The sequence below is a fragment of the Microcella putealis genome (assembly GCF_004216575.1).
Lineage (GTDB): Bacteria > Actinomycetota > Actinomycetes > Actinomycetales > Microbacteriaceae > Microcella > Microcella putealis.
On the sequence record NZ_SGWW01000002.1, the window covers coordinates 46,630 to 71,324 of the forward strand.

At 69.3% G+C, this 24,695-nt stretch carries 23 protein-coding genes and 1 riboswitch; of the genes, 9 read left to right on the plus strand and 14 right to left on the minus strand.

Features of this window, described 5'->3' with window-relative positions; genetic code table 11:
* Nucleotides 1-9: 9 nt before the first annotated feature.
* Nucleotides 10-600: an isochorismatase family protein gene (locus EV141_RS05160; protein WP_130484918.1), complete on the plus strand. Its 591-nt coding sequence runs from the start codon at nt 10-12 to the stop codon at nt 598-600.
* A 25-nt stretch (nt 601-625) separates the two neighbouring features.
* Here EV141_RS05160 and EV141_RS05165 read toward each other — a convergent pair whose 3' ends face one another.
* Entirely contained in the window at nt 626-2,506 is a 1,881-nt protein-coding gene (locus tag EV141_RS05165; RefSeq protein WP_130484919.1) for an ABC transporter ATP-binding protein, read from the minus strand.
* A 4-nt stretch (nt 2,507-2,510) separates the two neighbouring features.
* Entirely contained in the window at nt 2,511-2,723 is a 213-nt protein-coding gene (locus tag EV141_RS05170; RefSeq protein WP_130484920.1) for a hypothetical protein, read from the minus strand.
* Nucleotides 2,724-2,831: 108 nt separating this feature from the next.
* Here EV141_RS05170 and EV141_RS05175 point away from each other — a divergent pair, with 108 nt between their 5' ends.
* Genes EV141_RS05175 through EV141_RS05185 form a run of 3 tightly spaced genes read left to right on the plus strand, consistent with a single transcriptional unit; the run spans nt 2,832 to nt 5,430 of the window.
* A complete protein-coding gene (locus EV141_RS05175) occupies nt 2,832-3,758 on the plus strand; it encodes an ABC transporter ATP-binding protein (protein ID WP_130484921.1) in 927 nt (308 codons plus the stop codon).
* Nucleotides 3,755-4,573 carry an ABC transporter permease gene (locus tag EV141_RS05180; RefSeq protein WP_130484922.1) on the plus strand — a complete coding sequence of 273 codons (819 nt, stop codon included), beginning with the start codon at nt 3,755-3,757 and terminating at the stop codon, nt 4,571-4,573. Before EV141_RS05175 ends, EV141_RS05180 begins: the two co-directional genes overlap by 4 nt.
* Complete coding sequence (locus EV141_RS05185) at nt 4,570-5,430, plus strand: ABC transporter permease (protein ID WP_130484923.1); 861 nt, start codon at nt 4,570-4,572, stop codon at nt 5,428-5,430. Before EV141_RS05180 ends, EV141_RS05185 begins: the two co-directional genes overlap by 4 nt.
* 318 nt (nt 5,431-5,748) lie before the next feature.
* Here the strand turns inward: EV141_RS05185 and EV141_RS05190 are convergent, their stop codons facing one another.
* The 6 genes from EV141_RS05190 to EV141_RS05215 form a co-directional block, all read right to left on the minus strand.
* Nucleotides 5,749-7,761, minus strand: a complete 2,013-nt coding sequence (locus tag EV141_RS05190) for a family 14 glycosylhydrolase (protein ID WP_130484924.1) — start codon at nt 7,759-7,761, stop codon at nt 5,749-5,751.
* 259 nt (nt 7,762-8,020) lie between these two features.
* The gene (gene ribH / locus EV141_RS05195) at nt 8,021-8,491 is read right to left on the minus strand and encodes a 6,7-dimethyl-8-ribityllumazine synthase (RefSeq protein ID WP_130484925.1); all 471 of its coding nucleotides are present in this window, start codon (nt 8,489-8,491) and stop codon (nt 8,021-8,023) included.
* Nucleotides 8,488-9,771: a 3,4-dihydroxy-2-butanone-4-phosphate synthase gene (gene ribB, locus EV141_RS05200; RefSeq protein ID WP_130484926.1), complete on the minus strand. Its 1,284-nt coding sequence runs from the start codon at nt 9,769-9,771 to the stop codon at nt 8,488-8,490. The genes ribH and ribB overlap by 4 nt, the downstream gene beginning before the upstream one ends.
* On the minus strand, nt 9,768-10,424 hold the full coding sequence (locus tag EV141_RS05205) for a riboflavin synthase (RefSeq protein WP_130484927.1): 657 nt from the start codon (nt 10,422-10,424) through the stop codon (nt 9,768-9,770). The genes ribB and EV141_RS05205 overlap by 4 nt, the downstream gene beginning before the upstream one ends.
* Before the next feature lie 3 nt (nt 10,425-10,427).
* Complete coding sequence (gene ribD / locus EV141_RS05210) at nt 10,428-11,465, minus strand: bifunctional diaminohydroxyphosphoribosylaminopyrimidine deaminase/5-amino-6-(5-phosphoribosylamino)uracil reductase RibD (RefSeq protein ID WP_241969087.1); 1,038 nt, start codon at nt 11,463-11,465, stop codon at nt 10,428-10,430.
* A gap of 65 nt (nt 11,466-11,530) precedes the next feature.
* A riboswitch (FMN riboswitch) is annotated at nt 11,531-11,673 on the minus strand.
* A gap of 36 nt (nt 11,674-11,709) precedes the next feature.
* Complete coding sequence (locus EV141_RS05215; protein ID WP_375880267.1) at nt 11,710-12,663, minus strand: sugar-binding transcriptional regulator; 954 nt, start codon at nt 12,661-12,663, stop codon at nt 11,710-11,712.
* A 156-nt stretch (nt 12,664-12,819) separates the two neighbouring features.
* On the opposite strand from EV141_RS05215, the gene EV141_RS05220 reads away from it, so the two are divergent.
* From EV141_RS05220 to glpK, 3 genes are all read left to right on the plus strand, one after another.
* Nucleotides 12,820-14,535 carry a glycerol-3-phosphate dehydrogenase/oxidase gene (locus EV141_RS05220; RefSeq protein ID WP_130484928.1) on the plus strand — a complete coding sequence of 572 codons (1,716 nt, stop codon included), beginning with the start codon at nt 12,820-12,822 and terminating at the stop codon, nt 14,533-14,535.
* A 215-nt stretch (nt 14,536-14,750) separates the two neighbouring features.
* A complete protein-coding gene (locus EV141_RS05225) occupies nt 14,751-15,455 on the plus strand; it encodes an MIP/aquaporin family protein (protein WP_241969154.1) in 705 nt (234 codons plus the stop codon).
* Nucleotides 15,456-15,581: 126 nt separating this feature from the next.
* A complete protein-coding gene (gene glpK / locus EV141_RS05230; protein ID WP_130484930.1) occupies nt 15,582-17,096 on the plus strand; it encodes a glycerol kinase GlpK in 1,515 nt (504 codons plus the stop codon).
* Nucleotides 17,097-17,436: 340 nt separating this feature from the next.
* Here the strand turns inward: glpK and EV141_RS05235 are convergent, their stop codons facing one another.
* From EV141_RS05235 to EV141_RS05255, 5 genes are all read right to left on the minus strand, one after another.
* Complete coding sequence (locus tag EV141_RS05235; RefSeq protein WP_241969155.1) at nt 17,437-18,462, minus strand: HAD family hydrolase; 1,026 nt, start codon at nt 18,460-18,462, stop codon at nt 17,437-17,439.
* 2 nt (nt 18,463-18,464) lie between these two features.
* The gene (locus tag EV141_RS05240; protein WP_157985511.1) at nt 18,465-19,031 is read right to left on the minus strand and encodes a GNAT family N-acetyltransferase; all 567 of its coding nucleotides are present in this window, start codon (nt 19,029-19,031) and stop codon (nt 18,465-18,467) included.
* Nucleotides 19,032-19,041: 10 nt separating this feature from the next.
* The gene (gene trpS / locus EV141_RS05245; RefSeq protein WP_130484933.1) at nt 19,042-20,046 is read right to left on the minus strand and encodes a tryptophan--tRNA ligase; all 1,005 of its coding nucleotides are present in this window, start codon (nt 20,044-20,046) and stop codon (nt 19,042-19,044) included.
* A 42-nt stretch (nt 20,047-20,088) separates the two neighbouring features.
* Nucleotides 20,089-20,931 (minus strand): exodeoxyribonuclease III, encoded by an 843-nt coding sequence (locus EV141_RS05250; RefSeq protein ID WP_130484934.1) that lies wholly within the window; start codon nt 20,929-20,931, stop codon nt 20,089-20,091.
* Nucleotides 20,932-20,994: 63 nt separating this feature from the next.
* Entirely contained in the window at nt 20,995-22,089 is a 1,095-nt protein-coding gene (locus EV141_RS05255; protein WP_130484935.1) for a YihY/virulence factor BrkB family protein, read from the minus strand.
* A 131-nt stretch (nt 22,090-22,220) separates the two neighbouring features.
* Between EV141_RS05255 and EV141_RS05260 the strand changes: the two genes are divergently transcribed.
* Together EV141_RS05260 and EV141_RS05265 are read left to right on the plus strand one after the other, a co-directional pair.
* A complete protein-coding gene (locus EV141_RS05260) occupies nt 22,221-23,333 on the plus strand; it encodes a hypothetical protein (RefSeq protein ID WP_130484936.1) in 1,113 nt (370 codons plus the stop codon).
* Nucleotides 23,330-23,797, plus strand: a complete 468-nt coding sequence (locus EV141_RS05265; protein WP_130484937.1) for a hypothetical protein — start codon at nt 23,330-23,332, stop codon at nt 23,795-23,797. Before EV141_RS05260 ends, EV141_RS05265 begins: the two co-directional genes overlap by 4 nt.
* Before the next feature lie 31 nt (nt 23,798-23,828).
* Here EV141_RS05265 and EV141_RS05270 read toward each other — a convergent pair whose 3' ends face one another.
* On the minus strand, nt 23,829-24,605 hold the full coding sequence (locus EV141_RS05270; protein WP_130484938.1) for a helix-turn-helix transcriptional regulator: 777 nt from the start codon (nt 24,603-24,605) through the stop codon (nt 23,829-23,831).
* Nucleotides 24,606-24,695 lie beyond the last annotated feature (90 nt).

Consider the following 24,695-nt stretch of genomic DNA (forward strand, 5'->3'; position numbering starts at 1 on the left):
GGAGGCGTCATGTCCCGCGCACTGCTCATCATCGACGTGCAGAACGACTTCACCGAGGGCGGGGCACTGGGGGTCGACGGGGGAGCGGCGGTCGCCCAGGCCATCACCGACTACCTCAGCGAAAATCCCGACTTCTACGACGTCGTGATTGCCTCCCGCGACTGGCACGACGGCGACAACGACAACGGCGGCCATTTCGCCGCCGAGGATGCTGCCCCCGACTTTGTCGACACCTGGCCGGCTCACTGCGTGGCCGGTACCGAGGGCGCCGAGTATCACCCCGCGATCGACACGGGCCTGATCGACATCCACGTGCGGAAGGGCCAGGGCGTGCCCGCGTACTCGATCTTCGAGGGCACGACGGATGACGGCCGGGCGCTGCCGGTCGCCCTCGACGCGCTCGGAGTGACGCACGTCGACGTCGTCGGCATTGCGACCGACTACTGCGTGCGGGCTTCGGCGCTCGACGCGCTCGGCTCGGGCCGTGAGGTGCGGGTCTTGCGCGACCTCGTCGCCGGCGTCGCCGCAGAGTCGAGCGAGGCGGCCCTGCACGAGATCGCTGCCGCGGGCGGGCACGTTGAGGTGGCGGGTCGCGCCTAGTGTCTCGACGCCGAGCTGGCCCCCATCAGGAGGTCTCGGCGGGCGCCTCATCCTTCGGCACGAGCAGCTGGTGCTGCGCGAGGTCGCGATAGAGCGGCACATCCCGTACGAGCTCGGCGTGGGTTCCCGTTCCGACGACCTGCCCGTGCTCGAGCACGACGATTTGGTCACTGTCGACAACGGTCGACAGTCGGTGCGCGATGACGATCAGCGTGCGGTTCTCGGCGACGGCGTCGATCGCGTCACGCATGAGCTGCTCGTTCAGCCCGTCGAGCGAGGAGGTCGACTCATCCAGCAACAGGATCGGGGGAGCGGCCAATAATGCCCGCGCGATCGCGAGGCGCTGACGCTCACCGCCCGACAGCATCACACCGTCTTCGCCAACCTGCGCGTCGAGCCCCGCGTCGGTGCGGTCGAGCACCGAGCCGAGGTTCACCCGCCGCAGCACCTCGACGCACTGCTCGTCGCTGGCGCCGGGGGTGCCGAGCAGCAGGTTGTCGCGCAGGGTGCCGGCCAGCACCGGGGCGTCCTGTTCGACGTAGCCGATGCGGCTGCGCAGCTCGGTGCGGTCGAGCGCGCGAATGTCGACGCCGGTCATGCGGATGACGCCGTCGGTGGGGTCGTAGAACCGCTCGACGAGCGACAGGATCGTCGACTTACCCGCCCCGCTCGGCCCGACGAGCGCCGTGCGTGAGCCCTGCGGCACGGCGAAGCTCACGCCCCGCAGCACCGTCGTGTCGCGCGTTTCGTGCTCACCCACCAGCTCGGCGATCGCCTTCTCGGCCTCTGTCTTGTGCGCGGCCTCGGGGTAGCGGAAGTGCACCGCGTCGAACGCGATCGCGGCCCGATCCTCCGTGGCGGGCGCCGGCGTGACACCGGCGTCAGACTCGGCCTCGCTCGGCAACGCGATGATCTCCTGAATGCGGCCGAGCGCGCCGAGCGCGCTGTTCACGCTCGTCACGGCCCCAAACGCCTGGCCGAGCGGCCCGATGATCAAGAACAGAAAGAGGATAAACGCCACGAGGTCGGCGATTCCGATCGCCCCCGAGGCGACGCGATAGCCGCCGACCCCCAGCACGACGAGGAACGAGATCTGCAGCGCGATGGAGGAGATCGGCACGACGAGGGCCGAGATTTTCGCGACGGTGATTCCCTGCTTCCAGGCGCCCCGCGCATCCTCATCGACCGTCGCGATTTCGCGGTCGGTCGCGTTCGCGGCGCGCACCGTGCGCACCGACGAGATCGCGCGCTCAACGGCGGCGGTCAGGTCGCCCACCTTCTCTTGCGCCTTGCGGCTCGCCACGCGGATGCGCCGCGACAGCACGACGACCGTCACGACCGACACGGCGATCACGAGCAGGGTGAGACCGAGCAGCAGCGGGTCGATGATCAGCATCGCGATGATCGCGCCGACGAAGATGAGGCTGCCGCCGATCGCCTCCACGAGGCCCTGCGTCAAGACGGCACGCAACAGGGTGGTGTCGCTGCCGACCCGGCTGACGAGGTCGCCCGTGCGGCGCTGGTCGAACTCGCTGATCGGCAGGTGCAGCATGCGACGCACGAGCGTACGGCGGCTCGAGAGCACGACGCCCTCGCCGGTGCGCTGCAGCAGGTAGTGGCCGAAGCCGCTGAGCAGGGCGCTGATGATCACGAGGGCGACAAGCACGGCGACGAGACCGCCGAGCGGCTCGTTCGCCTCCACCAGCGTGATGACCTGGCTGACGAGCAGCGGCTGCGCGAGCGATGCCGCGGCGCCCAGGATCGAGATCACGATCACCCACGAGAGCACCTTTTTGTGCTCAAGCAGGTACGGCAGCAGCTGCGAGAAGCTGGCGCGGGGGCCGTCGTCGGCGGCGGGGCGGCCGAACCCGCGGCGCGTGCGGGCGGAGGGTGTGGTGTTTGTCACGCGACTATCCTCGTCCGTATTTTTTGTGCACGGCCTGACGGCTCACGCCGAGCGCGGTCGCGATCATCTGCCATCCGCAGCCCTGGGTGCGTGCGCGTCGCACGAGAGCCGACTCTTCGCGTTCGATCTCTCGACGCAGTTGCGCAATGGCTCGCAGGGAGCGCAGGGGGTCGTCGTGGCTCGCTGCGTCCGCGAGCGTTCGAAGTGAATCAGCCATGTGTCAACCTTAGTTGACGAGAAGGGGGTCGTCAACCTGGGTTGACGCCCGTTTGCTGCGCACGGTGCGATGGTCGCTCACGGGAAAGCGGGTCTATGCTCGACTCTCGTGCCAGCGCCCGTCATCTCCGCCCAGTCGCTTACGAAGAAGTACGACGACTTCACCGCCGTCGCGGGCATCGACTTCGAGGTCGCCCCCGGCGAATCCTTCGGGCTGCTCGGCCCGAACGGCGCAGGCAAGTCGACCACCATGCGCATGATCGGCGCCGTGTCGACCCGCACCGACGGCGAACTCACGATTCTCGGGCTTGACCCGAACACGCACGGCCCCGACATCCGTTCGCAGCTCGGCGTGGTGCCGCAGCAAGACAACCTCGACCTTGACCTGCGCGTGCGCGACAACCTGCTCGTCTACGGCCGCTACTTCGGCCTGCCGCGCAAGCAGATCGCTGAGCGCGCCGACGAGTTGCTTGAGTTCGCCCAGCTCGCCGATCGCCGCGGCGCGAAGGTCGACGAGCTGTCGGGCGGCATGAAGCGGCGGCTCACGATCGCGCGGGCGCTCATTAACGACCCGCGCATCCTGTTGCTCGACGAGCCGACGACGGGCCTCGACCCGCAGGCGCGGCACATTCTGTGGGATCGCCTGTTCCGTCTGAAAGAGCGCGGCACGACGCTCGTGTTGACCACCCACTACATGGACGAGGCCGAGCAGCTCTGCGATCGGCTCGTCGTCGTCGACAAGGGCCAGATCATGGCCGAAGGCTCGCCCGCCTCGCTCATTCGCGACTACTCGAGCCGCGAGGTGCTCGAGGTGCGCTTCGGCAGCGACAAAAATGCCGAGGCCGCCGAGCGGGTGCAGGGCATCGGCGAACGCATCGAGGTGCTGCCCGACCGCCTGCTGATCTACAGCGACAACGGCGAGGCCGAACTGGTGAAGATCACCGAGATGGGGCTGCACCCGATCACCTCGCTTGTGCGCCGCTCGTCGCTGGAGGACGTCTTCCTGCGCCTGACCGGGCGGAGCCTCGTCGAATGACCGTGACCGACGACGCCCGCCGCGCCCTCACCTCCGGCGCCGCGCCGCGCCGCTTCGGCGCGCTGTACATCCTCGAGCACCGCATCCGCGCGCTGCGGGGCTACGCGTGGTCGGCCGTGATGACGAGCCTCGGCAACCCGATTGTGTACCTCTTCGCCCTCGGCGTTGGTCTCGCGAGCCTCGTACCGGCCGGTATCGGCGGGGTGAGCTACCTCGAGTTTGTCGCGCCCGCGCTGCTGTGCACGGCGGCAATGACCGTCGCCGCGAACGAGACGACGTACCCGATCGTCGCCGGCTTCAAGTGGAACCCGATCTTCCACGGCATGAACGCCTCGCCCATCACGGGTCGGCAGATCGTGCACGGCACGATGCTGTTCATCGCGCTGCGCATGACCTTCGCCGTCGCGGTCTACTACGCGGTGATCCTCGCCTTCGGGGCGGTGCCGAGCGCGTGGGGCATCCTCTCGGTCGCGATCGCGGTGCTCACCGGCATGGCGATTGGCCTGCTGATCTCGTCGTACTCGTCGACGCTGAAGGACGAGCGCGGCCAGCTCGCCATGGTGATGCGCTTCGGTTTCACGCCGATGTTCCTCTTCTCGGGCACCTTCTTCCCGCTGTCCGAGCTGCCGATCTACCTGCAACCCATCGGCTGGATTTCGCCGCTCTGGCACGGGGTCGAGCTGGGCCGACTCGCCACCTACGGCCAGCCGATCGCCCCGTGGCTGATCGCCGTGCACATCGGCTACCTCGTCTCGATCATCGTCATCGGCCTGTGGTCGACGAGCCGCACCGTCACGAGGAGGCTCGCCGGATGACCGCCCCCGCCCCCGCAGCGCCGGCTGGCGCGCCCCTGCCCGAACGCGGTCGCCCGGCCGTGCCGCCCGCCGGGCGCAGCCGCGGCCTGTACGCCGGCAACACGCGCGCCGTCGTCGGCCGCGGATTGCTTGCGACCAAGAGCAACAACTGGCTGATCGTCGTCTCGGGCTTCTTCGAGCCGGTGTTCTATCTGCTCTCGCTCGGCATCGGCTTCGGCGCGATCGTCGGCACCGTGCAGACCGCGACCGGCGCCGAGGTGCCGTACGCGGCCTTCATCGCGCCGGCCTTGCTGGCGGTGTCGGCGATGAACGGCGCCGTCTACGACTCAACGTGGAACGTCTTCTTCAAGCTGCACTACGCGAAGCTCTACCAGGGCATGCTCACCACCACGCTCGGGCCCCTCGACGTCGCCCTCGGCGAGATCCTGCTGGCTCTCTTGCGCGGGGCGCTCTACGCCACCGGCTTCATGGTCATCATGCAGGTGCTGGGGCTGAACCTGGCCTGGACGGCGATTCTCGCGCTGCCGGCCGTGCTGATCATCGCCTTTGGGTTCGCCAGCATCGGCATGGCGATTACGAGCTACCTCAAGACGTTCCAGCAGATGGACTGGGTCAACTTCATCATGCTGCCGATGTTCCTCTTCTCGGCGACCTTCTACCCGATCTCGGTGTACCCGCAGGCGATCCAGTGGATCATTCAGGCCCTGCCGCTCTGGCACGGCGTCGAGCTGATCCGCAGCTTCACCACCGGTTCGCTGACCGAGATGGTTTGGGTGCACCTCGGCTACTTCGGGCTCATGATCGCGATCGGCATCGCGGTGACGACGCGCCGCCTGCGAAAGCTGTTCCTCAACTAGCTGCGCGATGCGCGCGGCCCGCCCCGCGCATCCGCCCCCGCACATGTCTGCCCAAATCGACCGTGAATGGTCAGTTGTGGGGCGATCGACGCGGTGAGCCCCCCACAACTGACCGTTGAGCGAGCCGCGGGGTTGGATGCCGTGTGCCCGGTGCACGGGACGCGTGTAGGGAGATGGGTGCCGGGGGTGCGGGACGGGCACGCGAAACGGGGGCGGATGCACGTAGCATCCGCCCCCGCATCGCGCGTCGCTGAGACGCGCCCGTCGCGCTACCGCGTTCGCGAGGCGCCTACGTGGCGCCCCGCGAACGCCAGCGCGCTACGGCCTCGTCGTGAACACCGTGGCGTTGCCGGGCAGCACGTAGACCGTGCTCGCCTGGCGGGTGTAACTACGGTCAGCCGTGTCCCAATTGCCGTTCGAGTTCGTGAACGTGAAGCCGAACGAGTTCGGCGCGTTCTGCACCGTGATCGTCCACCAGTGGCGGCCGTTGATGAAGCCCTCGTACTGCATGGGGAAGGTGCCCGAGAGCCCGTTCCAGGTGTGCAGCGAGTAGCTCGTCGCACTCTGCCACTCGGCGAACTTGATCGTCACGGCGCCGCCGGTCGGCGGGGGCTGCGTCGTGCCACTCGGGGTTGCCGCGTATTGCTTCGTGCGCTCGTTGAACGTGATCGTGTAGCTCGTGTTCGACTGCACCGCGATGTCGCCGCCGCTCTGTACGGCCGTGCCGCTAAGGCCCGAGCCGCCATAGTTGAGGCTCCAGTCGCCGCGCACGTCGAACTTGAAACGCTGCGACGCTGCCGAGCCGAACGACACGTTCGTCGCCGTCCACACGTCTCCCGACTTCGTCATCGGCGTCGACAGCGACCAGTTGTTGTTCGTGCCGCGCACGTATAGCGAGTTCCACGCGCTGCCTGCCGGCCGGTACTTCTGGATGAACTGTGCGTAGCGGCTTGCGCCCGTGCCCGAGGCGACCTCGCCGACCCGCAGCACGGTCATCCCGATATAGGGGAAGGTGTCGAAGGCCTGGTTGACGTTGTCCCAGCCGTTGTTCGACGTGATGCCGCCGGCCAGCGCGTTTTCGCCCTTGATCGCGACGTTCTGGCGACCCGCCTCAGCACCGACCCAGCCGACGAGGGTCTTCGCCTGCGAGTACTGCGGGGCAAAGTTCTCGTCATTGAACTCAAGGCACGTGAAGTGCAAGATCACGCCACGGCCGCTGTCGGCCACGCGGTTCGCGAGGCCCACGATGTTCGCGTAGCCGCGGCCCGTCGATGCGGCGTTCATGTCGACGCTCGTCTGTACGAGGCCCGCCGCCACCTCGGCCGCGCGAGGCGTCGGCCCGGTCATCGACCAGTGAACGCCGGGAATCTTGTAGCCGATCTCGGCGCCGGGGAAGGAGGTGCCGAGCGCCGCGAGAACGGTGTCGAGCATCCGTTCGCCGTGGTCAACGAGGCTGCCGTTGTACCAGTCGATGAAGTCCTTGCCGTACTGCGTGTTGCGGTAGTCGCCTGACGAGAAGAAGAAGTCGGCGTTGTTCGGCGGCTGAATCTGCGACTGCGCGGTGACCTGTGTACCCCAGGCGGCATTGACGCCGGCGAGGGTGCCGTACTTGGCGATGGCGAACTGCTGGAAGCTCTTCACCGCGAGCGGCGAGTACGCCTGCAGGGCGCCGCGGGTCGGGTAGCCGGTGCCCGAGTCGTGGCCGTTGTACGAGGGGTAGCGCAGCTCTCCGGCCGGGCCGAGCGAGACGTTGATCTCTTGCATGCGGTTCGCGTACGTCGTGCCGTAGCGGGCGACGAAGGCCTGCGTGAAGTCGCGGTACTCGTTCGCGACGACGGGCGTCGCCCAGCCCTGCACGGTCTCGTTCGAGACGTTGCCCTGCTCGCTGCGGTGCTTCAGGCCGTTCGTGCCGAGCACGATGCCGTTGTAGCTCGTTGAGGCGTACTTGCCCCACAGCCACGACGGCAGCGGAATGTTGCAGGTGTCGCCCACGTTGCCGCCGCACTGGTGGAACGAGAAGATCGGCACGATGTCGAGTCCGCGGCTCGTGATCTCGCTGAAGATGCGGTCGTAGTAGCTCCAGTTGAACTGGTTGTCGCCGGCGCCCTCGACGGTGCCCCACCACACGTCGACGGTGACGGCGTCGACGCCGTACGACTTGACGGTGTTCAGCTGTGAGCCGAACTGGCCCCAGTCACTCACCACGAGCGGTGCCATGACATTGGCGCTGAAGTTCGGGTTGTTGGTGGCGACGGCGGCGCTCGCCGGGGCCGGCTGAGGCCCAACGATGAATCCGCCGAGCAGGGCGAGGCCGAGAAGCAGCCCACCCATTTTTCTGATCAATGAACGCGTGTGCATACGCTGTCTCCCGCTCCGGCGGGGGCGACCTCATCGTCGCCGCGAACCCCCGGCTGACGGGAGTATCACCCGGCGGGGCGCCAGTATGCAACCGGTTCCACAGATTTCGGCAGAACTGCCCCAAGTCTCATTTCGTTGCAGAAACGGCCCGGCAAACCGGGCCATTTCTGGAACGAATAGACGAGGCGTTCCACCTCTGCGAGCATCCCTCGAACGATGGATGCCCGCGCGGCTATGCGCGGATCTCGGCGAGCACCCGCGCGGTCGCGAGCGCCGCTTCGGCCGCCTCGGCGCCCTTGTCTTCGCGCGAGCCGGGAAGGCCAGCGCGGTCGATGCCCTGCGCCTCGTCGTCGAGCGTCAGCACGCCGAAGCCGACCGGCTTGCCGGTGTCGAGCGCCACGCGGGTCAGCCCGTCGGTCGCCGCGGCCGAGACGTACTCGAAGTGGGGGGTGCCGCCGCGGATGATCACGCCGAGCGCGACTACGGCATCGGCCCCCGCGTCGAGGGCGGCCTTCGCCGCGACGGGCAGCTCGAACGAGCCGGGCACGCGGTACTCGACGATCGTCGCGCCCGAGGCCTCGAGCGTGCGCCGGGCGCCGGCGATGAGCCCGTCGCTGATCTCGGTGTGCCAGAGACCGGCGACGATGGCGACCGTCAGGCCGCTGCCGTCGATCGAGAGGGTGGGGCTGCCGTGGCCGCTCATGCGGTGCGTCCTTCCAAGGTGGTGAAAACGGGGGCGGAGGTGATCGAGTCGGGCAGTTCGTGGCCCATGCGGTCGCGCTTGGCGCTCAGGTAGCCCTCGTTGTCGGCTCCCACGCCGACGACGAGCGGCACGAGGCCCGTGACCTCGATGCCGTACTGGGTCAGCTGGCGCCGCTTCTCGGGGTTGTTCGACAGCAGTCGCACGCGGCTGACGCCGAGGTCGCGCAGCATGTCGCTCGCGGCCTGGTAGTCGCGTGCGTCGGCCGGCAGGCCGAGGGCGAGGTTCGCGTCGAGGGTGTCGTAGCCGTCCTCTTGCAGGCGGTAGGCCTTCAGCTTGTTGATGAGGCCGATGCCGCGGCCCTCGTGCCCGCGCATGTAGAGCACGGCGCCGCCCTGGCGGTGGATGACGTCGAGCGCGGCGTCCAACTGGGGGCCGCACTCACACTTGAGCGAGCCAAAGGCCTCGCCCGTGAGGCACTCCGAGTGCACCCGCACGATCATGTCGTCGCGCGGCATGCCCGAGACAATCGCGACGTGGTCGGCGCCGGTCTTGCGGTCGCGGTACGCGCGCATCGAGAAGGGGCCGTGGTTGGTGGGCACCGTCGTGGCCACTTCGAAGCGTACCGAGCTGCCCTCGTCGATGGGGGTGACGTCGTCGACCTCGTCGCCGGTGGCACCCGAGTTGAGGTAGTCGATCAGGTCAGCGATGGTGATGACGACCACGCCTTCCGCCTGACCGAAGGCGATCATTTCGGGCAGGCGCATCATGTCGCCGTCCTCGCCGACGAGTTCGCCGATCGCCGCGACTTCGCTCAGGCCCGAGAGGCGCATGAGCTCGACGGCCGCCTCGGTGTGGCCGGGGCGCTGCCGCACACCGCCGTCGACGGCGCGCAGGGGCAGGATGTGACCGGGGCGAATGACGCTCGTCGGGGTTGCCTCGGGGTTCGCGAGCACGCGCAGCGTGTGGGCGCGGTCGCGAGCGCTGATGCCGGTGGTGACGCCGCTCGCCGCATCGACCGTGACGGTGTACGCCGTGCGCAGCGAGTCTTCGTTGTTGGTCACCATCAGCGGCAGCTCGAGCCGGTCGGCGATGGCGTTTGTCATCGGCGCGCAGAGGAAGCCGCTCGTGTGGCGCACCGTCCACGCGATCCACTCGGGGGTCGCGAGCTCGGCCGAGATGATGACGTCGCCCTCGTTCTCGCGGCTTTCGTCGTCGGCGACCAGCACGGGGCGGCCGGCGCGCAGTTCGGCGAGGGCCTGGGGGATGCTCGCGATGCTCATGCGTCGCTCCTTCCGTTATCGACGGCGTACGCGCCGTCGGTGTCGCCGGCGGTCACGCTGAACCCGAAGCGCGCGAGTCGCGCGACGTGGCGGGCAAGAATGTCAGTTTCGATGTTGACGAGCTCGCCGAGCTGGCGTGCGCCGAGGGTGGTGCGCGTCAGGGTCTCGGGGATCAGCGACACCTCGAACCAGTCGTCGCCCGCCGCGCTCACCGTGAGCGAGATGCCGTCGATGGCGATCGAGCCCTTGTCGACGACGAGCGGCGCGTGGGCCGCGTCAAGGCTGAAGCGAATGACGCGCCAGGTGCCCTCGTCGCGAATGTCGATGACGCGGCTCGTGCCGTCGATGTGACCCTGCACGATGTGTCCGCCGAGGCGGTCGTTCACGGCAGCGGCACGCTCGAGGTTGACGGTGCGGCCGACCGCCCACTGCTCGGGGTTCGACATCGCGAGGGTCTGGCCCATGACGTCGGCGCTGAAGTGCTCGGGGTCGAGCTCGACGGCCGTCAGGCACACCCCCGAGACGCTGATCGAGTCGCCGCTCTTGGCGTCGCTGACGGCGAGCGGACCGCGCACGGTGATGCGGGCCGAGCCGTCGTCTGCGTAGCTGAGGGCGACGATCTCGCCCAGTTCTTCGATGATTCCCGTGAACATCGGTTACTGCTCCTTCGCGGGGCGGGCGATGACAAGCAGGTCGTCGCCCAGGGTGTCGATTCGGTGGATGCTGAGGTGGCGCGCGTCGCGCATGGTCGCGATTCCAAGGTCGTCGATCGCCGTCTTTGGGCCGCCGAGCAGCAGCGGGGCGAGGTAGATGAGGTACTCGTCGACGAGGCCGGCGCGGATGAAGGCGCTCGCGAGCGTCGGCCCACCCTCGACGAAGAGGCGACGGATGCCGCGCGCGAACAGTTCGTCGAGGGCCCGAGGAATGTCGCGGTGCCCGAGCTCGATGAGCCCGGCGGGGTGCTGGCGCAACAGGGCGCCGTCGGGCACGGGGCGCTCGCCGAAGACGACGGGAATCGGCTGCGCGGGCAGCAGTTCGCCGCCCTCACCGCGAGCGGTCAGGCTGGGGTCGTCCGCGAGCACGGTGCCGGTGCCGACCGCGATGGCGTCGTGCGCGGCGCGCTGCTCGTGCACGCGCTGGCGTGACGCGGCGCCCGTGATCCACTGACTGGTGCCGTCGGCGGCCGCCGCGCGACCGTCGAGGGTCGCGCCCCACTTCACCGTGACGAACGGGCGCCCGAGCCGGGCGCTCACGAGCCACGGGCGCAACAACTCTTCGGCCTCGTCGGCGAGCACACCGGCGGTCACGCCGATGCCCGCAGCCCGCAGGCGCTCGGCGCCGCCCCCCTCGACGACACCGGGGTCAGCCACCGCGTACACGACGTGGGCGACGCCAGCGGCGATCAAGGCTTCGGCGCAGGGCCCGGTGCGACCCGTGTGGTTGCAGGGCTCGAGGGTCACGACGGCGGTGAGGCCGGAGGCGTCGGCGAGCTTCGACAGGGCGTCGACCTCCGCGTGCGGAGTACCCGCGCCGCGGTGCCAGCCTTCCGCGACCGTCTCGCCATGGGCATCCAGCAGCACGCACCCCACTTGCGGGTTCACGCCGGGCGCAGGGCCGTTGGCCGCGATCGCGAGGGCGCGCCGCATGGCCGCCTCGATGGCGGTGTCTGGGGCGCGGTGCGCGGTGGTGGTCATCCCGGGGCCGTTTCGTGTGGTCGGGCGCATCCGGGGTCGCGTGCGCAGGCGCGAACGCCCGTGCACGCGCGCTCCTCCCATCCGGACTTTCACCGTCGGTGCCGGAATTTCACCGGCTCAACCGACCCCGCGCATCCTGGTGGATGCGCGGCGCCGGGTCGCGGACTATGACCGCCGGCTCGGACTTTCACCGACCCCGGAGCGCGTTACAGCTATCAGGGTATCCAACAGGGTGCGCCCTGGGTTATTCCCGGACGGTGGCTGGGAACTCCTCGACCCGCTCCAGCAGTTCTTTCGCGCTGGCGTCGTCGAGGATCAGGTCGGTGATGAGGCCCGCGCGCAGCGCCCCGTGCAGCGCCGGAAGCTTCGAGGCGTCGGCGATGACGCAAATGCGGCGGGGGATGCGCCGCAGCGTGTCGAAGTCTGGCCCCGTCGCGCGCCGGTTCAGCTCGATGCCGTCGGAGGAGCCATCCGGGCGGAAGAACACTGTCGCGACGTCGCCGATGACGCCCTGGCGTTCGAGCGAGCGATAGTCGGCCTCGTCGAGGTAGCCGCCGATGTAGACGTGGCTCGGAATGTTCGCAAACGGTGAGCCGATGCCGAACAGGGCAATGTCGAGGTGCGACTGCAGCTCCAGCACGCGGCGGGTCGAGCGCTCGCGCCACAGCATCTCGCGCGTCTCGGCCGAGTCGAAGAAGGCCGGCACCGGAAACTGCTGGAGCCTCGCCGAATACGCCTCCGAGAAGCGCCGCAAGATCTCGGAGGCGTAGTCGATGCCCGTCGTGTGCGGGTTGCCGGCGCCGTTCAGTTGAACGATGTCGCTGTTGTGGGTCTCTTTCGGCACGATGTGGCGGCTGATTGACCCCATCGTCGAGCCCCAGGCCACCCCGAGGGTCATATTCGAGTCGAAAACCGTGCTGAGAAAACGTGCAGCGAAGGCCGCGACCGCCTCTTGACGGTCCGCGCCGGCGACAGTAGCGGGCATCGCTACGACGCGCGCGGTGAGACCGAACCGTCTGCCGAGGTCTTCCTCGTCTCGCGCGGTCAATTCGGCGAGCGAGCGCACGCGGATATCGACGAGGCCAACCTCGCGAGCGTAGGAAAGTAGCCGGGAAACGCTGGATCGCGAGGTGCTGAGATCGCGCGCGATCGCATCCATCGTCCAGTCTTGCAAGTAGTAGAGGTGGGCGGCTCTCACGGCCGCTCTGGCGCGCGCACTCGCCCCAGTCGTGGAGTTCACTCAGCTACCTCCCAGTTGCACATTCGTGCACTTCGTTTGCCGTCGAGTCTGCGGCGTGGTGACCATTGACGCAAGGCACACCGCCCCCAACCCGCAGATTCGAGGTCGATCCGCATGCCGACACCGACGTCAGCCCCCCGCTCCGCCGTCGCCGCTCTTCGCGAGCGCCCGACCGCCGACGTACTCATCATCGGTGGGGGGATCAACGGCATTGCCACCTTCCGCGACCTCGCCCTGCAGGGCATCAACGTCGTGCTCGTCGAGCGAGACGACTACGTCTCGGGGGCCTCCGCCGCCTCGTCGCACATGATCCACGGCGGCATTCGCTACCTCGAGAACGGCGAGTTCCGACTTGTTCAAGAGTCGGTTCACGAGCGCAATGCGCTCTTGCGGCTCGCGCCGCACTACGTGCGCCCGCTTCCCACAACGATCCCGATCTTCTCGACCTTCTCGAGCATCCTGTCGGCGCCCTTCCGCTTCATCGGCTTTAAGGGCGGCGCCAAGAAAGAGCGCGGGGCGGTGCTCATCAAGGCCGGCCTCACGATGTATGACACCTTCTCGCGTGATGGGGGGCGCGTGCCGCGCCACCAGTTCCGCGGGGCGAAGGCGTCGAAAGAGCTGCTGCCGAAGCTGCGCGACGACGTGAAGTACACGGCCACCTACTACGACGCCTCGATGCATGACCCCGAGCGTCTCGCCCTCGACGTGCTGAACGACGGCCTCGCCGCCGGCGACAACGCCCGGGCCGCCAACTACGTCGAAGCGGTCGACATGACCGAAAACGGCGTACGGCTGCGCGACGTCACCACGGGCGACGAATTCGACCTCACCGCCACCCTCGTGGTCAACGCCTCGGGCCCCTGGACCGACCTCACCAACAAGGCACTCGGCAACGACTCGAGCTACATGGGCGGCACGAAGGGCTCGCACGTCGTGCTCGACCACCCCGAGCTGTACGAGGCGTGCAACGGCCGCGAGATCTTCTTCGAGTTCACCGACGGCCGCATCGTGCTCATCTACCCGCTGAAGGGGCGCGTGCTGCTCGGCACCACCGACCTGCCGCACGACATGAACGAGCCGATCCGCTGCACCGAGGAAGAGGTCGACTACTTCTTCGAGCTGGTGAACCACGTGTTCCCGACGATCGCGGTCGACCGCTCGCAGATTGTCTTCCGCTTCTCGGGAGTGCGTCCGCTGCCGCGCCAAGACGCCGACTCCACCGGCCAGATCTCACGCGACTACCGCGTCGAACAGGGCGAACTGCACGGCACTCCCGTGCTCAGCCTCGTCGGCGGCAAGTGGACCACCTTCCGTGCGCTCGGCGAGCAGCTCAGCAACCAGGTGCTCGACATCCTCGGCGTCGACCGCGTGGTCTCGACCGACGGGCGTCTGATTGGCGGTGCCGTCGGCTACCCGACCACCGACTCCGAGCGTGACGCGTGGCTGGCAACCCACGGTAAGGCGATCGGCCGAGAGCGCGCCGCCACCCTGCTCGACCGCTACGGCACGAGCGCCGAGGCGATGATCGCCAGCTTCGCCGCGGGCGACGACACCCCGCTCGTGTCGGCACCCGAGTACACGCGCGCCGAGATCGCCCACCTCATCTCGACCGAGCAGGTGGTGCGGCTGACCGACATCGTGCTGCGCCGCACCTCGATGGCGTTCGTCGGTGCGGTCACCGGAAGCGTGCTCGCCGAACTCGCCGACATCGCCGCCGACGTTCTCGGCTGGAGCGCCGACGAGCGCGAGGCGCACATCGATCAGGCGGCGGCGTACCTCGCCGACGTGCACGGCGTTGAGACGAGCGCCGAGGCGGCAGGAGCGCGATGACCGCGCGTCGCGAACGGATGCGCGGGGAACATCGCGCGCATCCCCCGATCTCCCGAGGCGGCGCCGTTGCCGCAGCGGGTCGCCCCCACAGCTAGCGCTGACGGGCATCCCCCTCGGTCTCCCCGGCCGAAGGGTTCACCCCCAACACACGATGAGGACAGGTCAACGTGGACAATCTCACAACAGTATTCGTGTCAGAAGTCGTCGGTACGGCGATGCTTATCCTTCTCGGTGGTGGTGTCGTCGCGAACGTCATCCTCGCCAAGAACAAGGGCTTTGGCGGCGGCTGGCTGCTGATCAACTTCGGCTGGGGCCTCGCGGTCTTCGCCGGTGTGACGGTCGCCTACGCGTCCGGTGCCCACCTGAACCCCGCCGTCACCATCGGCCTGTTCACCAGTGGGCTTGATGAGTTCGCCCCGGGCGTGCCCGTGGGCATCGGCTCGATCCTGCTGTACATGGGTGCGCAGCTGCTCGGTGCGTTCATCGGCGCGATCCTCGTGTTCCTCGGCTACAAGAAGCACTTCGACGCCGAGACCGACGCTGGCACGAAGCTCGCGGTCTTTTCGACCGGCCCCGCGATCCGCAGCTACGGCTGGAACACGATCACCGAGATCCTCGGCACGTTCGTGCTCGTCTTCGTCGTGATCGGCTTCGGTCGCGCCGAACCGGCCGGCCTCGCCGCGCTGGGCGCGCTGCCTGTCGCCCTGCTCGTTGTCGGTATCGGTGCCTCGCTCGGTGGCCCCACCGGGTACGCCATCAACCCGGCCCGTGACCTCGGCCCCCGCATCGCGCACGCGCTGCTTCCCATCAAGGGCAAGGGCTCGAGCGACTGGTCGTACTCGTGGGTGCCGATCGTCGGCCCGCTCATCGGTGGCGCCCTGGCGGGTGTCGCCGCGACGGCGCTGCTTCCCGTTCTGTAATTCGCGGGGCGCGCATCCGGCCACCAGGGGGATGCGCGCCCGACCCCCCGACGGCCGTCACGACGGCGGCCACCGCATCGCCATTCTCACCAGCATCGCCATTCTCAACAAAGGAGTGAAAGAACTATGGCTGACTACGTCCTCGCAATTGACCAGGGCACCACGTCGACCCGCGCCATCATCTTCGACAAGAAAGGCTCGATCGTCTCGACCGGGCAGATGGAGCACGAACAGATCTTCCCGAAGGCGGGCTGGGTCGAACACGACCCGAAGCAGATCTGGAACAACACCCGAGAGGTCATCGGTTCGGCGCTCTCGAAGGCGAACCTAACCCGCCACGAGATTGCGGCGGTCGGCATCACCAACCAGCGCGAGACCGCGGTCGTGTGGGACCGCAACACGGGCGAGCCCGTCTACAACGCCATCGTGTGGCAAGACACCCGCACCCAGTCGATCGTCGACCGCCTCGCGGCCGACGGCGGCGTCGAGCGTTTCAAGAAGACCGTGGGTCTGCCGCTCGCGACCTACTTCTCGGGCACCAAGATCGTGTGGATCCTCGAGAACGTCGAGGGCGCGCGCGAGAAGGCCGATGCCGGCGACCTCATGTTCGGCACCACCGACACCTGGGTGCTCTGGAACCTGACCGGCGGCACCGACGGCGGCGTGCACGCGACCGACGTGACGAACGCCTCGCGCACGCTGTTCATGGACCTCGAGACCCTGCAGTGGGACCACTCGATCCTCGAGGCGTTCAACGTGCCGGCGTCGATGCTGCCCGAGATTCGCTCGTCGAGCGAGGTCTACGGCCACGTGCACTCGTCGTCGCTGTTGCGCGAGGTTCCCGTCGCGGGCATCCTCGGCGACCAGCAGGCGGCCACCTTCGGCCAGGCGGCGTTCGACACCGGCGAGTCGAAGAACACCTACGGCACCGGTAACTTCCTGATCTTCAACACCGGCGAAGAGATCGTGCACTCGAAGAACGGCCTGCTCACGACCCTCGGCTACAAGCTGGGCGACGACAAGCCGCACTACGCGCTCGAGGGGTCGATCGCGGTCACGGGCTCGCTGATCCAGTGGTTGCGCGACAACCTCGGCATCATCAGCTCGGCCCCCGAGGTCGAAGAGCTGGCGAAGACGGTCGACGACAACGGTGGCGCCTACTTCGTGCCGGCGTTCTCGGGTCTGTTCGCGCCCTACTGGCGGTCGGATGCGCGTGGTGCCCTCGTGGGCCTCACCCGCTATGTGAACAAGGGGCACATCGCTCGCGCGGCCCTTGAGGCGACAGCCTTCCAGACCCGCGAGGTGCTCGACGCGGTCAACGCCGACTCGGGCGTCGACCTGACCGAGCTGAAGGTCGACGGCGGCATGATCGCGAACAACACGCTCATGCAGTTCCAGGCCGACATCCTCGGTGTGCCCGTCGTGCGTCCCGTCGTCGCCGAGACCACCGCGCTCGGTGCGGCCTACGCCGCGGGTCTCGCCACCGGGGTCTGGAGCTCGCTTGACGAGCTGCGCCAGAACTGGCAGGAGGACTCGCGCTGGACGCCCAACATGGACGACTCCGAGCGCGAGCGTCAGCTGCGCAACTGGAAGAAGGCCGTGACGAAGACGTTCGACTGGGTCGACGACGACGTCAACTAGTCGTCACGCGTGACGCTGGCACGTCACATCGCCCCGCTGTGGTGGTAGCGGCGGGGCACGGCGGGCGGGAAGCTTCGGCTTCCCGCCCGCTTGCGTGCGCGGGGTGTGCGGGGACTGCCGTGCACACGACGACTGCGCGCCCCGCCCTGTCCGCCCCGCCCTGTCCGCCCCGCCGCTGCTGACCCCACCGCGCCCGCCCCACCGCGCCCGCCCCGCCTCGCCCTGCGCCGGGCTACTAGCCATTCAGTTGGAGGCCGTTTCATGGACGGGAGCCACATCAATTCGCCGCCTGGTGACCAAACTGGCTCCCATGGGGCCCACACATGTGTCAGGTGGTGCTTTAGGCCAGCAGGGCGGGCAGCTCGGCGAGCGAGGCGATGCGGGTTACACCCGCGGGCACGGTGTCACCACTTGGCGCCGCAGCACCCGGCAGCGTTGCGGTCGCCGCGTGCGCGTCGGCCTCAGCGCTGACCGCATTTACGCCGACTGCGCCGACCCTTATCGCCTCACCGTTGACCGCATCGGGCCTGTTCGCCGCGGCATTGACCGCATCGGCGTCGAGCGCGCGGGCAACGCGCGCATCCCGGGCGTCGGCGGCCGCCGCCGTCAGGTTGCGGTCGGGGCGGGCGAGCCAGACCCCACGCATGCCGGCGGCGGCACCCCCGACCGCGTCGGTCGTCAGCCGATCGCCGACGTACAGGCAGGACGCCGCGCTCACCCCAAACGCGCTCGCCGCTGCCGCAAAGATGGCTGGGTCGGGCTTCGCGACGCCGAGCTCGGCCGAGGTGATGAGGCGCCCTGACCGCGCGGGCTCATCGACGGAGCCGTCGGCGCGCACCGGTGTGAGCTCGAGGCGGTCCCACAGGGCGATGCGGTGCAGTTTGCCGGCCTGGATGGTGAGGTCGCCGTTCGTAATGATGCCGAACCGCACGCCGGGAACGGCGCGCTCAATGGTGTCGAGTGCGGGCAGCGCGTCGTCGTAGAGGGCCCAGCCCTCCTCGTAGCCGCGCACATATTCGGCGAACCAGCGCAGCGCCGCCTCGTCGTCGAGGGTGACCCCGTACGGGGCGAGCACTTCGCGCGCCCGCCAGATGCGCTGCCCGAGGAAGTCGAGCTCGCCGCTCAGGTACCGCGCGTAGTGACGCTCTTCAAGCTCGCGCCACCGGGCGCGCACCGAGCCGGGATCGTCGGCCGCGAACGCGACGAAGCCGCCCGCGTCAGCGCCCGCCGCACCGGATGCCGCCAGGGCCCCGGCGCCGCGCTGCGCCCGATCGATGGCGTGGTCGACGGCCGCACTGTGCGCCATCAGCGTGTCGTCGAGGTCGAATAGCACGACCGAAATGCCCGGGCCCATGCCCGGCTCCATGCTCACGCGCCGCTCAACACAGGCCATGCCTCGCGCGGCTGCACCGTCCCGAGGTCGGCCCGCCGCAGCACCGCGTGCCACCCGGTGGGCTCTTCGCCGGGGCGAACGGCCGAGATGGGCGCGACACCACCCCAGCGGAATCCCACCCGCTGCGCGACGACCGCTGAGCCCACGTTTCCGGCCGACGCCTCCCACCGGAGCTCGTCGACGTCGTGCCTGAATACCCAGTCGACGAGCGCCCGGAGGGCCTCCGTCATGACGCCCCGCCCGCGGTGGGCGGCATCCAGCCAGTAGCCGACGAAACCGGCGGCGCGCTGCCAGCTGACCACGCCGATGAGCGGCGCATCCGCCGTCTCGCGAATGCCGAAGACGTACTCGACGTCATCCCGCCACCAGGCCGGCACCATGCCGAGCACGAAGCCTTCCGCGTGCTCGCGCTCATATGGCACGGGTACGGGAACGAAGCGTTGCAGTTCGGGGTCGGTGCACGCCGCAAACACCGCATCAACGTCGGATGCTCTGGGCGTCGAGAGCACAAATCGCTCCGTCGTCAGCGTGACCGGTTGCACGATCGCGCCCCTAGCCGCGCGGAAGGAAGCCGACCGCGTCGTACACGCGACGCAGCGTCGCGTCGGCGATCTCTTCCGCGCGCCCGGCGTTGATCGCGAGCAGTCGGTCGAGCTCGGCGGGGTCGTCGAGCAGTTCGAGCGTGCGCGCGCGGATCGGCCGGAACTCTTCGACCACGGCCTCAGCCACGGCACCTTTGAGGGCCCCGTACTGCAGCCCGTCGAAGTCGGTTTCGACCTCGGCGACCGGGCGCCCCGACAAAATCGCGAGGATCGACAGGAGGTTCGACACCCCGGGCTTCAACTCGGGGTCGTAGCGCACGACTCCGTCAGAGTCGGTGACGGCCGACTTGATCTTCTTCGTCAGCGCTTTGTCGTCGTCGAGCATCCAGAGAATGCCAGCGGGGCTCTCGCCCGACTTCGACATCTTCGACCCCGGGTTCTGCAGGTCGTAGATCTTCGCCGTCTCTTTCAGGATGCGCACCTCGGGCACGACGAGCGTGTCACCGAAGCGCGAGTTGAAGCGCGCCGCGAGGTCGCGGGTCAACTCGATGTGCTGCCGCTGGTCTTCGCCGACGGGCACGACGGCCGCGTCGTACAGCAGAATGTCGGCTGCCTGCAGGATCGGGTACGTGAAGAGCCCGACCGAGGCTGCGTCGGTGCCTGAACGAGCCGACTTGTCTTTGAACTGCGTCATACGCGACGCCTCGCCGAAGCCCGTGATGGTGTTGAGCACCCAGGCGAGCTCAGCGTGCGCGCGCACGTGCGACTGCACGAACAGCGTCGAGTGCTCGGGGTCGATGCCGGCGGCGATGTACTGCGCGGCGGTGCGGCGCGTGCGCTCGCGCAGCTCTGCGGGGTCTTGCGGCACGGTGATCGCGTGCAGGTCGACGACGCAGAACACGGCGTCGTGGGTCGTCTGCATCTCGCGCCACTGCAGCAGAGCCCCGGCGTAGTTGCCGAGGTGCAGGCTCGACGCGGACGGCTGCATGCCAGAAAACAGGCGGGGACGACTCATGGTCTCAATTGTTCCAGGGATGTTCGGTGCCGGTTGACGCGCTTACAGCTGGTAGTCGACGACGACGGGGGCGTGGTCGCTCCACCGCGTGTCGTACGAGGGGGCCCGGTCGACGCGGTACGCGCTGACCGTGGAGGCGAGCGCGGGCGTCGCCAGGTGGTAGTCGATGCGCCAGCCGGTGTCGTTGTCGAACGCCTGGCCGCGGTTTGACCACCAGGTGTAGGGCCCTTCGACTTCGCCGGCGAACTGCCGCCCGACGTCGACCCAGCCGAGCCCGGTACCGGTGGTGCCGTCGACACACTCGACGGGCTCGCCCGCGGGTGCCAGGAATCGGTCGAAGTACGAGCGCTCGCGCGGCAGGAAGCCCGCCCGCTTGCGGTTGCCGCGCCAGTTCTTGATGTCGAGCTCGCGGTGGCCCACGTTGAGGTCGCCCACCACGACGGCGTACTCGGCGTGCGCAGCCAGCTGCGGCAGGCGCTCTTCCATGGCGGTGAGAAACCGCCACTTCTCCTCCTGCTTGGGGGTGTCGGCCTCGCCGGAGTGCACGTAGCAGCTCACCACGGTGAGCGTCACGTCGCCCACGACGACGTCGGCCTCGAGCCAGCGGCCCGCGGAGTCGAAATCGGGCGGGCCCAGCTCGATGCGGTGCACGTCGACCGGCTCGCGAGTGGCGATGGCGACGCCGGCGCGGCCCTTCGCGGTCGCGGCGTCGTGCAGCACGTGCCAGCTTTCGCCGAGCAGCGGCACGAGGTCGCTCGTCTCAGCCCGCACCTCTTGGAGCGCCAGTACGTCGACGTCGGCGGCCTCGAGCCAGTCGCCCATGCCCTTCCGGTAGGCGGCGCGAACACCGTTGACGTTGACGCTGGCGACTCTGATGCGGGGCATACGGGCCATCCTAGAAGCGGCCACTGACAGCTTTCGCCGAGCCGTGCATCCGAGACAGCGCCCTTACGCGCGGCGGGCGAAGCGGCGCTTTAGGCGCGCGAAGAAGCCGCGGGGAGCATCCTCGTCGCTGTCGCCCATGCCGTGCTCGCGGACGAGCGCGCGCGCCGCCTCGAGCCGCGCCTCGAACACGGCGTCGTCGAGGATGACGCCCTCGTCTTTCACGCTGGTGGCGATCCACGCGCCGGTGATGAGGATCACCTGGCACACGAAGTTAAACCAGATCAAGAGACCCAGAATCACGGCGAACGACGCGAGCAGCGGGTTCGACGATGCGCCGCCGAGCAGCAGCGAACCTCCGACCTTCAGCAGGCCCAGCCCGACGGCGCCGATGACGACGCCCTGTCGCAGGTGCCGCCACGGGATGCGCACCTCGCTCAGGATGCGGAACAGGGCTGCCAGCGCGACCGCGTCGAGCGCGAACATCACCGCGAGGGTGACGATGCGGCCGGCGACGCGGGCGAGCGTCGAGTCGTCGATACCGATGAGTTCGAGCAAGAACTCGGTCGCCTGGGTGCCCACGACGCTGAGCACGGCCGAGACGACGATGAGCACGCCGAATCCGACGGCTAGCCCGAGGTCGCGCAGCCGCGCGAGCACGAAGTTCTCGGGGGCGGGCGGCAGGTCGAACAGTTGGCGCGTCGCGCTGCGCGCCGAGTTCAAGAAACCGAGCGCCGTGACGAGCAGGCCGACAAGCGCGATGACCCCGGCGAGCCCCAGAATGCGCGCATCCAGCAGAATCTGCGGGTCAATCGCGCCGCCGCCGTTGCCGTCGTCGATGAGCCCAGGAATCGTCTGATCGAGCGTGGTGATGATGCTCGCGCGCAGCCCAATGTTGCCCGACACGATCGAGCCGAAGATCGCGAAGCCCACCCAGATGCCCGCGAACGCGGCAAACAGCAGCTGGTAGGCGAGGCCCGACGCGAGGATCGGCCCCGATGTTGCGGTGAATCGCTGGAGCGAGCGCACGGCCCGCGACGACTGCACCTTCGACACGATCGGCATGACCTTCGCCTTGATGCCGGTCTGCTCGCTGTCGCTGTTCTCGCTGCTGTCGCTGCCGTCGCGGTCAGTGCGGGTCTCGTCGGGCTCGGCGCGCATCCCGCCACCCTAGCGAGCGGGCGGGCGCACCCGCCCGCCGCCGCTGCCGATTCTCGGGCGCGATTCAGGCGTGGCGCGACCGGGTCGAACGGCGTATGGCGCGTCTCCGTCGCCACGCGGATGCTCGACACATGTCCTCGACGCCCGCTCGCGCTCTCGGGGCGGTCGCCGCCGCGCCTGCGGTTGCGGTGCTGACCGCGCTCGTCGCCGGCAGCGCAACCGCGCCGCCCGATTCGGGCCTCGCCTGGCCCGACGGCGACTACACGGTGATCCTCGAGGGGGGTCGTGCCGCCAGCGGCTCGGGCGGCGACGTCACCTCGGCCGAGGCGACGGGTGAGCTCACCGGCACCTTCGACATCACGGTGGGCGAGGGCGCCGAGCCCGCCTTCGTCGCCTACCTGTACACGCTCTCCGGCAGCGGCATCTCGGCGGGCGGCATCACCGGCTCGGCCGACCTGACGATCACGGTCGACGGCGAGGCCCGCGCGAGCGGCGGCCAGGTCACGATCGCGCGCGCGAACGCTCAGGCGCAGTGGTCGAACGTGCTCATCGACGGGCAGGCGCTGCCGTTTCCCCCGCCCCCCATCGACGTTCCTCTCGACGACGCGCTACCCCTCATCGCGCAGAGCCGCACGTGCGGCGTGGTCGAGGGGGAGTGGCGCGGCGTCGTGGCGGGTCTCGCCGCCGTCGCGGCTGCCTCCCCGGGATTCTCGGAGCAGGCGGTGGCCGAGGCCCGCTTCCTCGCAATCTCCCGCGCGATCGCCGGAGCAGACCCGGGCGAACTCGTGCAGAGCCTGCGGCGCTCGCTCGACACGCTGGCCGAGACCACCGCCGCCGTGCGTGAGGGGCGCCTGTCGGCGCTCGAGGCGGTCGACGTGCTGCGCAGCCAGGTGTTTGAGGCCGAGCTGCTGATCAGCGGGCTCACCCTGCCCGGCTGCCCGAACCTCGGCGAGTATGGGCTCGGCATCTCGGGCGGGCTGACGGCGCTCATCGACGCCATCCGCGACAGCATCGCCGCCTCGGGCGAGCCGCTCGAGGCGAGCGTCATCGCCGACCTCGTCGAGGCGGCGGTGCGCGGCGGGCTCGTGAGCGCCGACGCCGAGTTCGCGGATGCCCTGGCCGCGCTGGTCGCGGAGGCGGCGGTCGGCGCCGACGGCGACGCGAGCATCCTGTTTCCCCTCATCATGGCGGCCGCTGCGCTCGGCGATCTGGCGCTCGCCGACCAACTGGCGGAGGAGCTGTGAGCGCGGTAGACCGCGCGCGCCCCACCCGCGCTCAGCGGGCCGGTCGCATCGCCGCTGCGCTCGCGCTGGCGGCGCTCGCGTTCTCGGCGCTGTCCGGATGCTCGGCGCCGGCCGCCCCCGCCGACCCGCCCCCGTCGCCCGGCGCCTCAGGGGCCGCGCCCGCCAATGCCCTGGGCGCCGCGTTCGACGGCGCCATCGAGATCACCACCGCGGAGGGTGCGCGCCCCGAGCTGTCCTGGGACGAGGTCGCCGGCGCCGCGCTCTACCGCGTCACCGTCGTCCAGGCCGACGGTCCGACCTGGGCGTGGAGCGGCACCGACGCGGCCGTCGTGCTCGGGGGAGGGGTCGCGGGCCGCGAGGGCCCGGGTTTCGCGCTGACGTCAGCCGCGACCGTCTACCTCGCAGCGTTCGATGCCGACGGCACCGTGCTCGACACCGGCATCGCCGAGTTGCCCGGGCCCTGAGCCCGCGCCCCGCCGTCTCGACCGGCGCGCCCTAGCGCAGGCGTGCCGCGTCGGTGCCGAGGGCGCGCGCGACGAGGGCGGCGCGCGAGGCGACCCCGAGCATTCCGAACACGGCCTCGAGGTGCTTGCGCACCGTGCCCGCCGAAATGCCGAGCTCGGCGGCGATCTGGTCGTTGGTGCGCCCGGCGACGACGAGGCGCACGACGTCGGTCTGGCGAGCGGTGAGCCCGAGAGCGCCGGCGCGCGCGTCACTCAGCCCGCTGACCCCGGCCTCGCGCGCGGCGACCAGCCGGTACAGGTTCAGCAGGTGCAGGCGCAGCAGCGTGAGGGTCGTTCGCTCGCCGACCGCGAAGTGGCCACCGTCGCGGTTGACCGCGAAGCCGACGAACTCGCCCGGCTCGGTCGCGAGCGCGAAACCGATCTGCGAGCGGATACCGTTCGGCACGTAAAACCCTCGATAGAGCGCGGTGCGCTCGAAGCGTCGCTCGGGGTCGCGGTCGAGCCAGGTGGCCACCGAGCCGTCGCCCGTCGCCTCGATGTGCGCAACGATCGGGTTCTCGTGCGCGTGCTCGCCGAAGAACGGCCGCCACTGCGCGAACCAGGCGAGCCCCGGGTCGGGGTGCACGACGGCCGCCGCGCGCCCCGTCGCCGTGTTGACCTCGGTGTAGGTGCTGCTCACCCCGGGCACTATGTCGAGCAGGTGCCGGCAGGCGCGCCTTGCCCAGTCGTCGAGGGTCGAGGCCGCGCCGATGTCGGCGAGGGCCTCGAGAACGCGCGCCGCCTTGTCGGGGGCGGGGCGCGCATCCATGAATCTCACCCTGACACAGCGAAACGGGCCCCGAAAGATCTCGGGACCCGTTTCGTCTGTACGCGCAGCGGCGGTGCCGCGGGTCGCGCG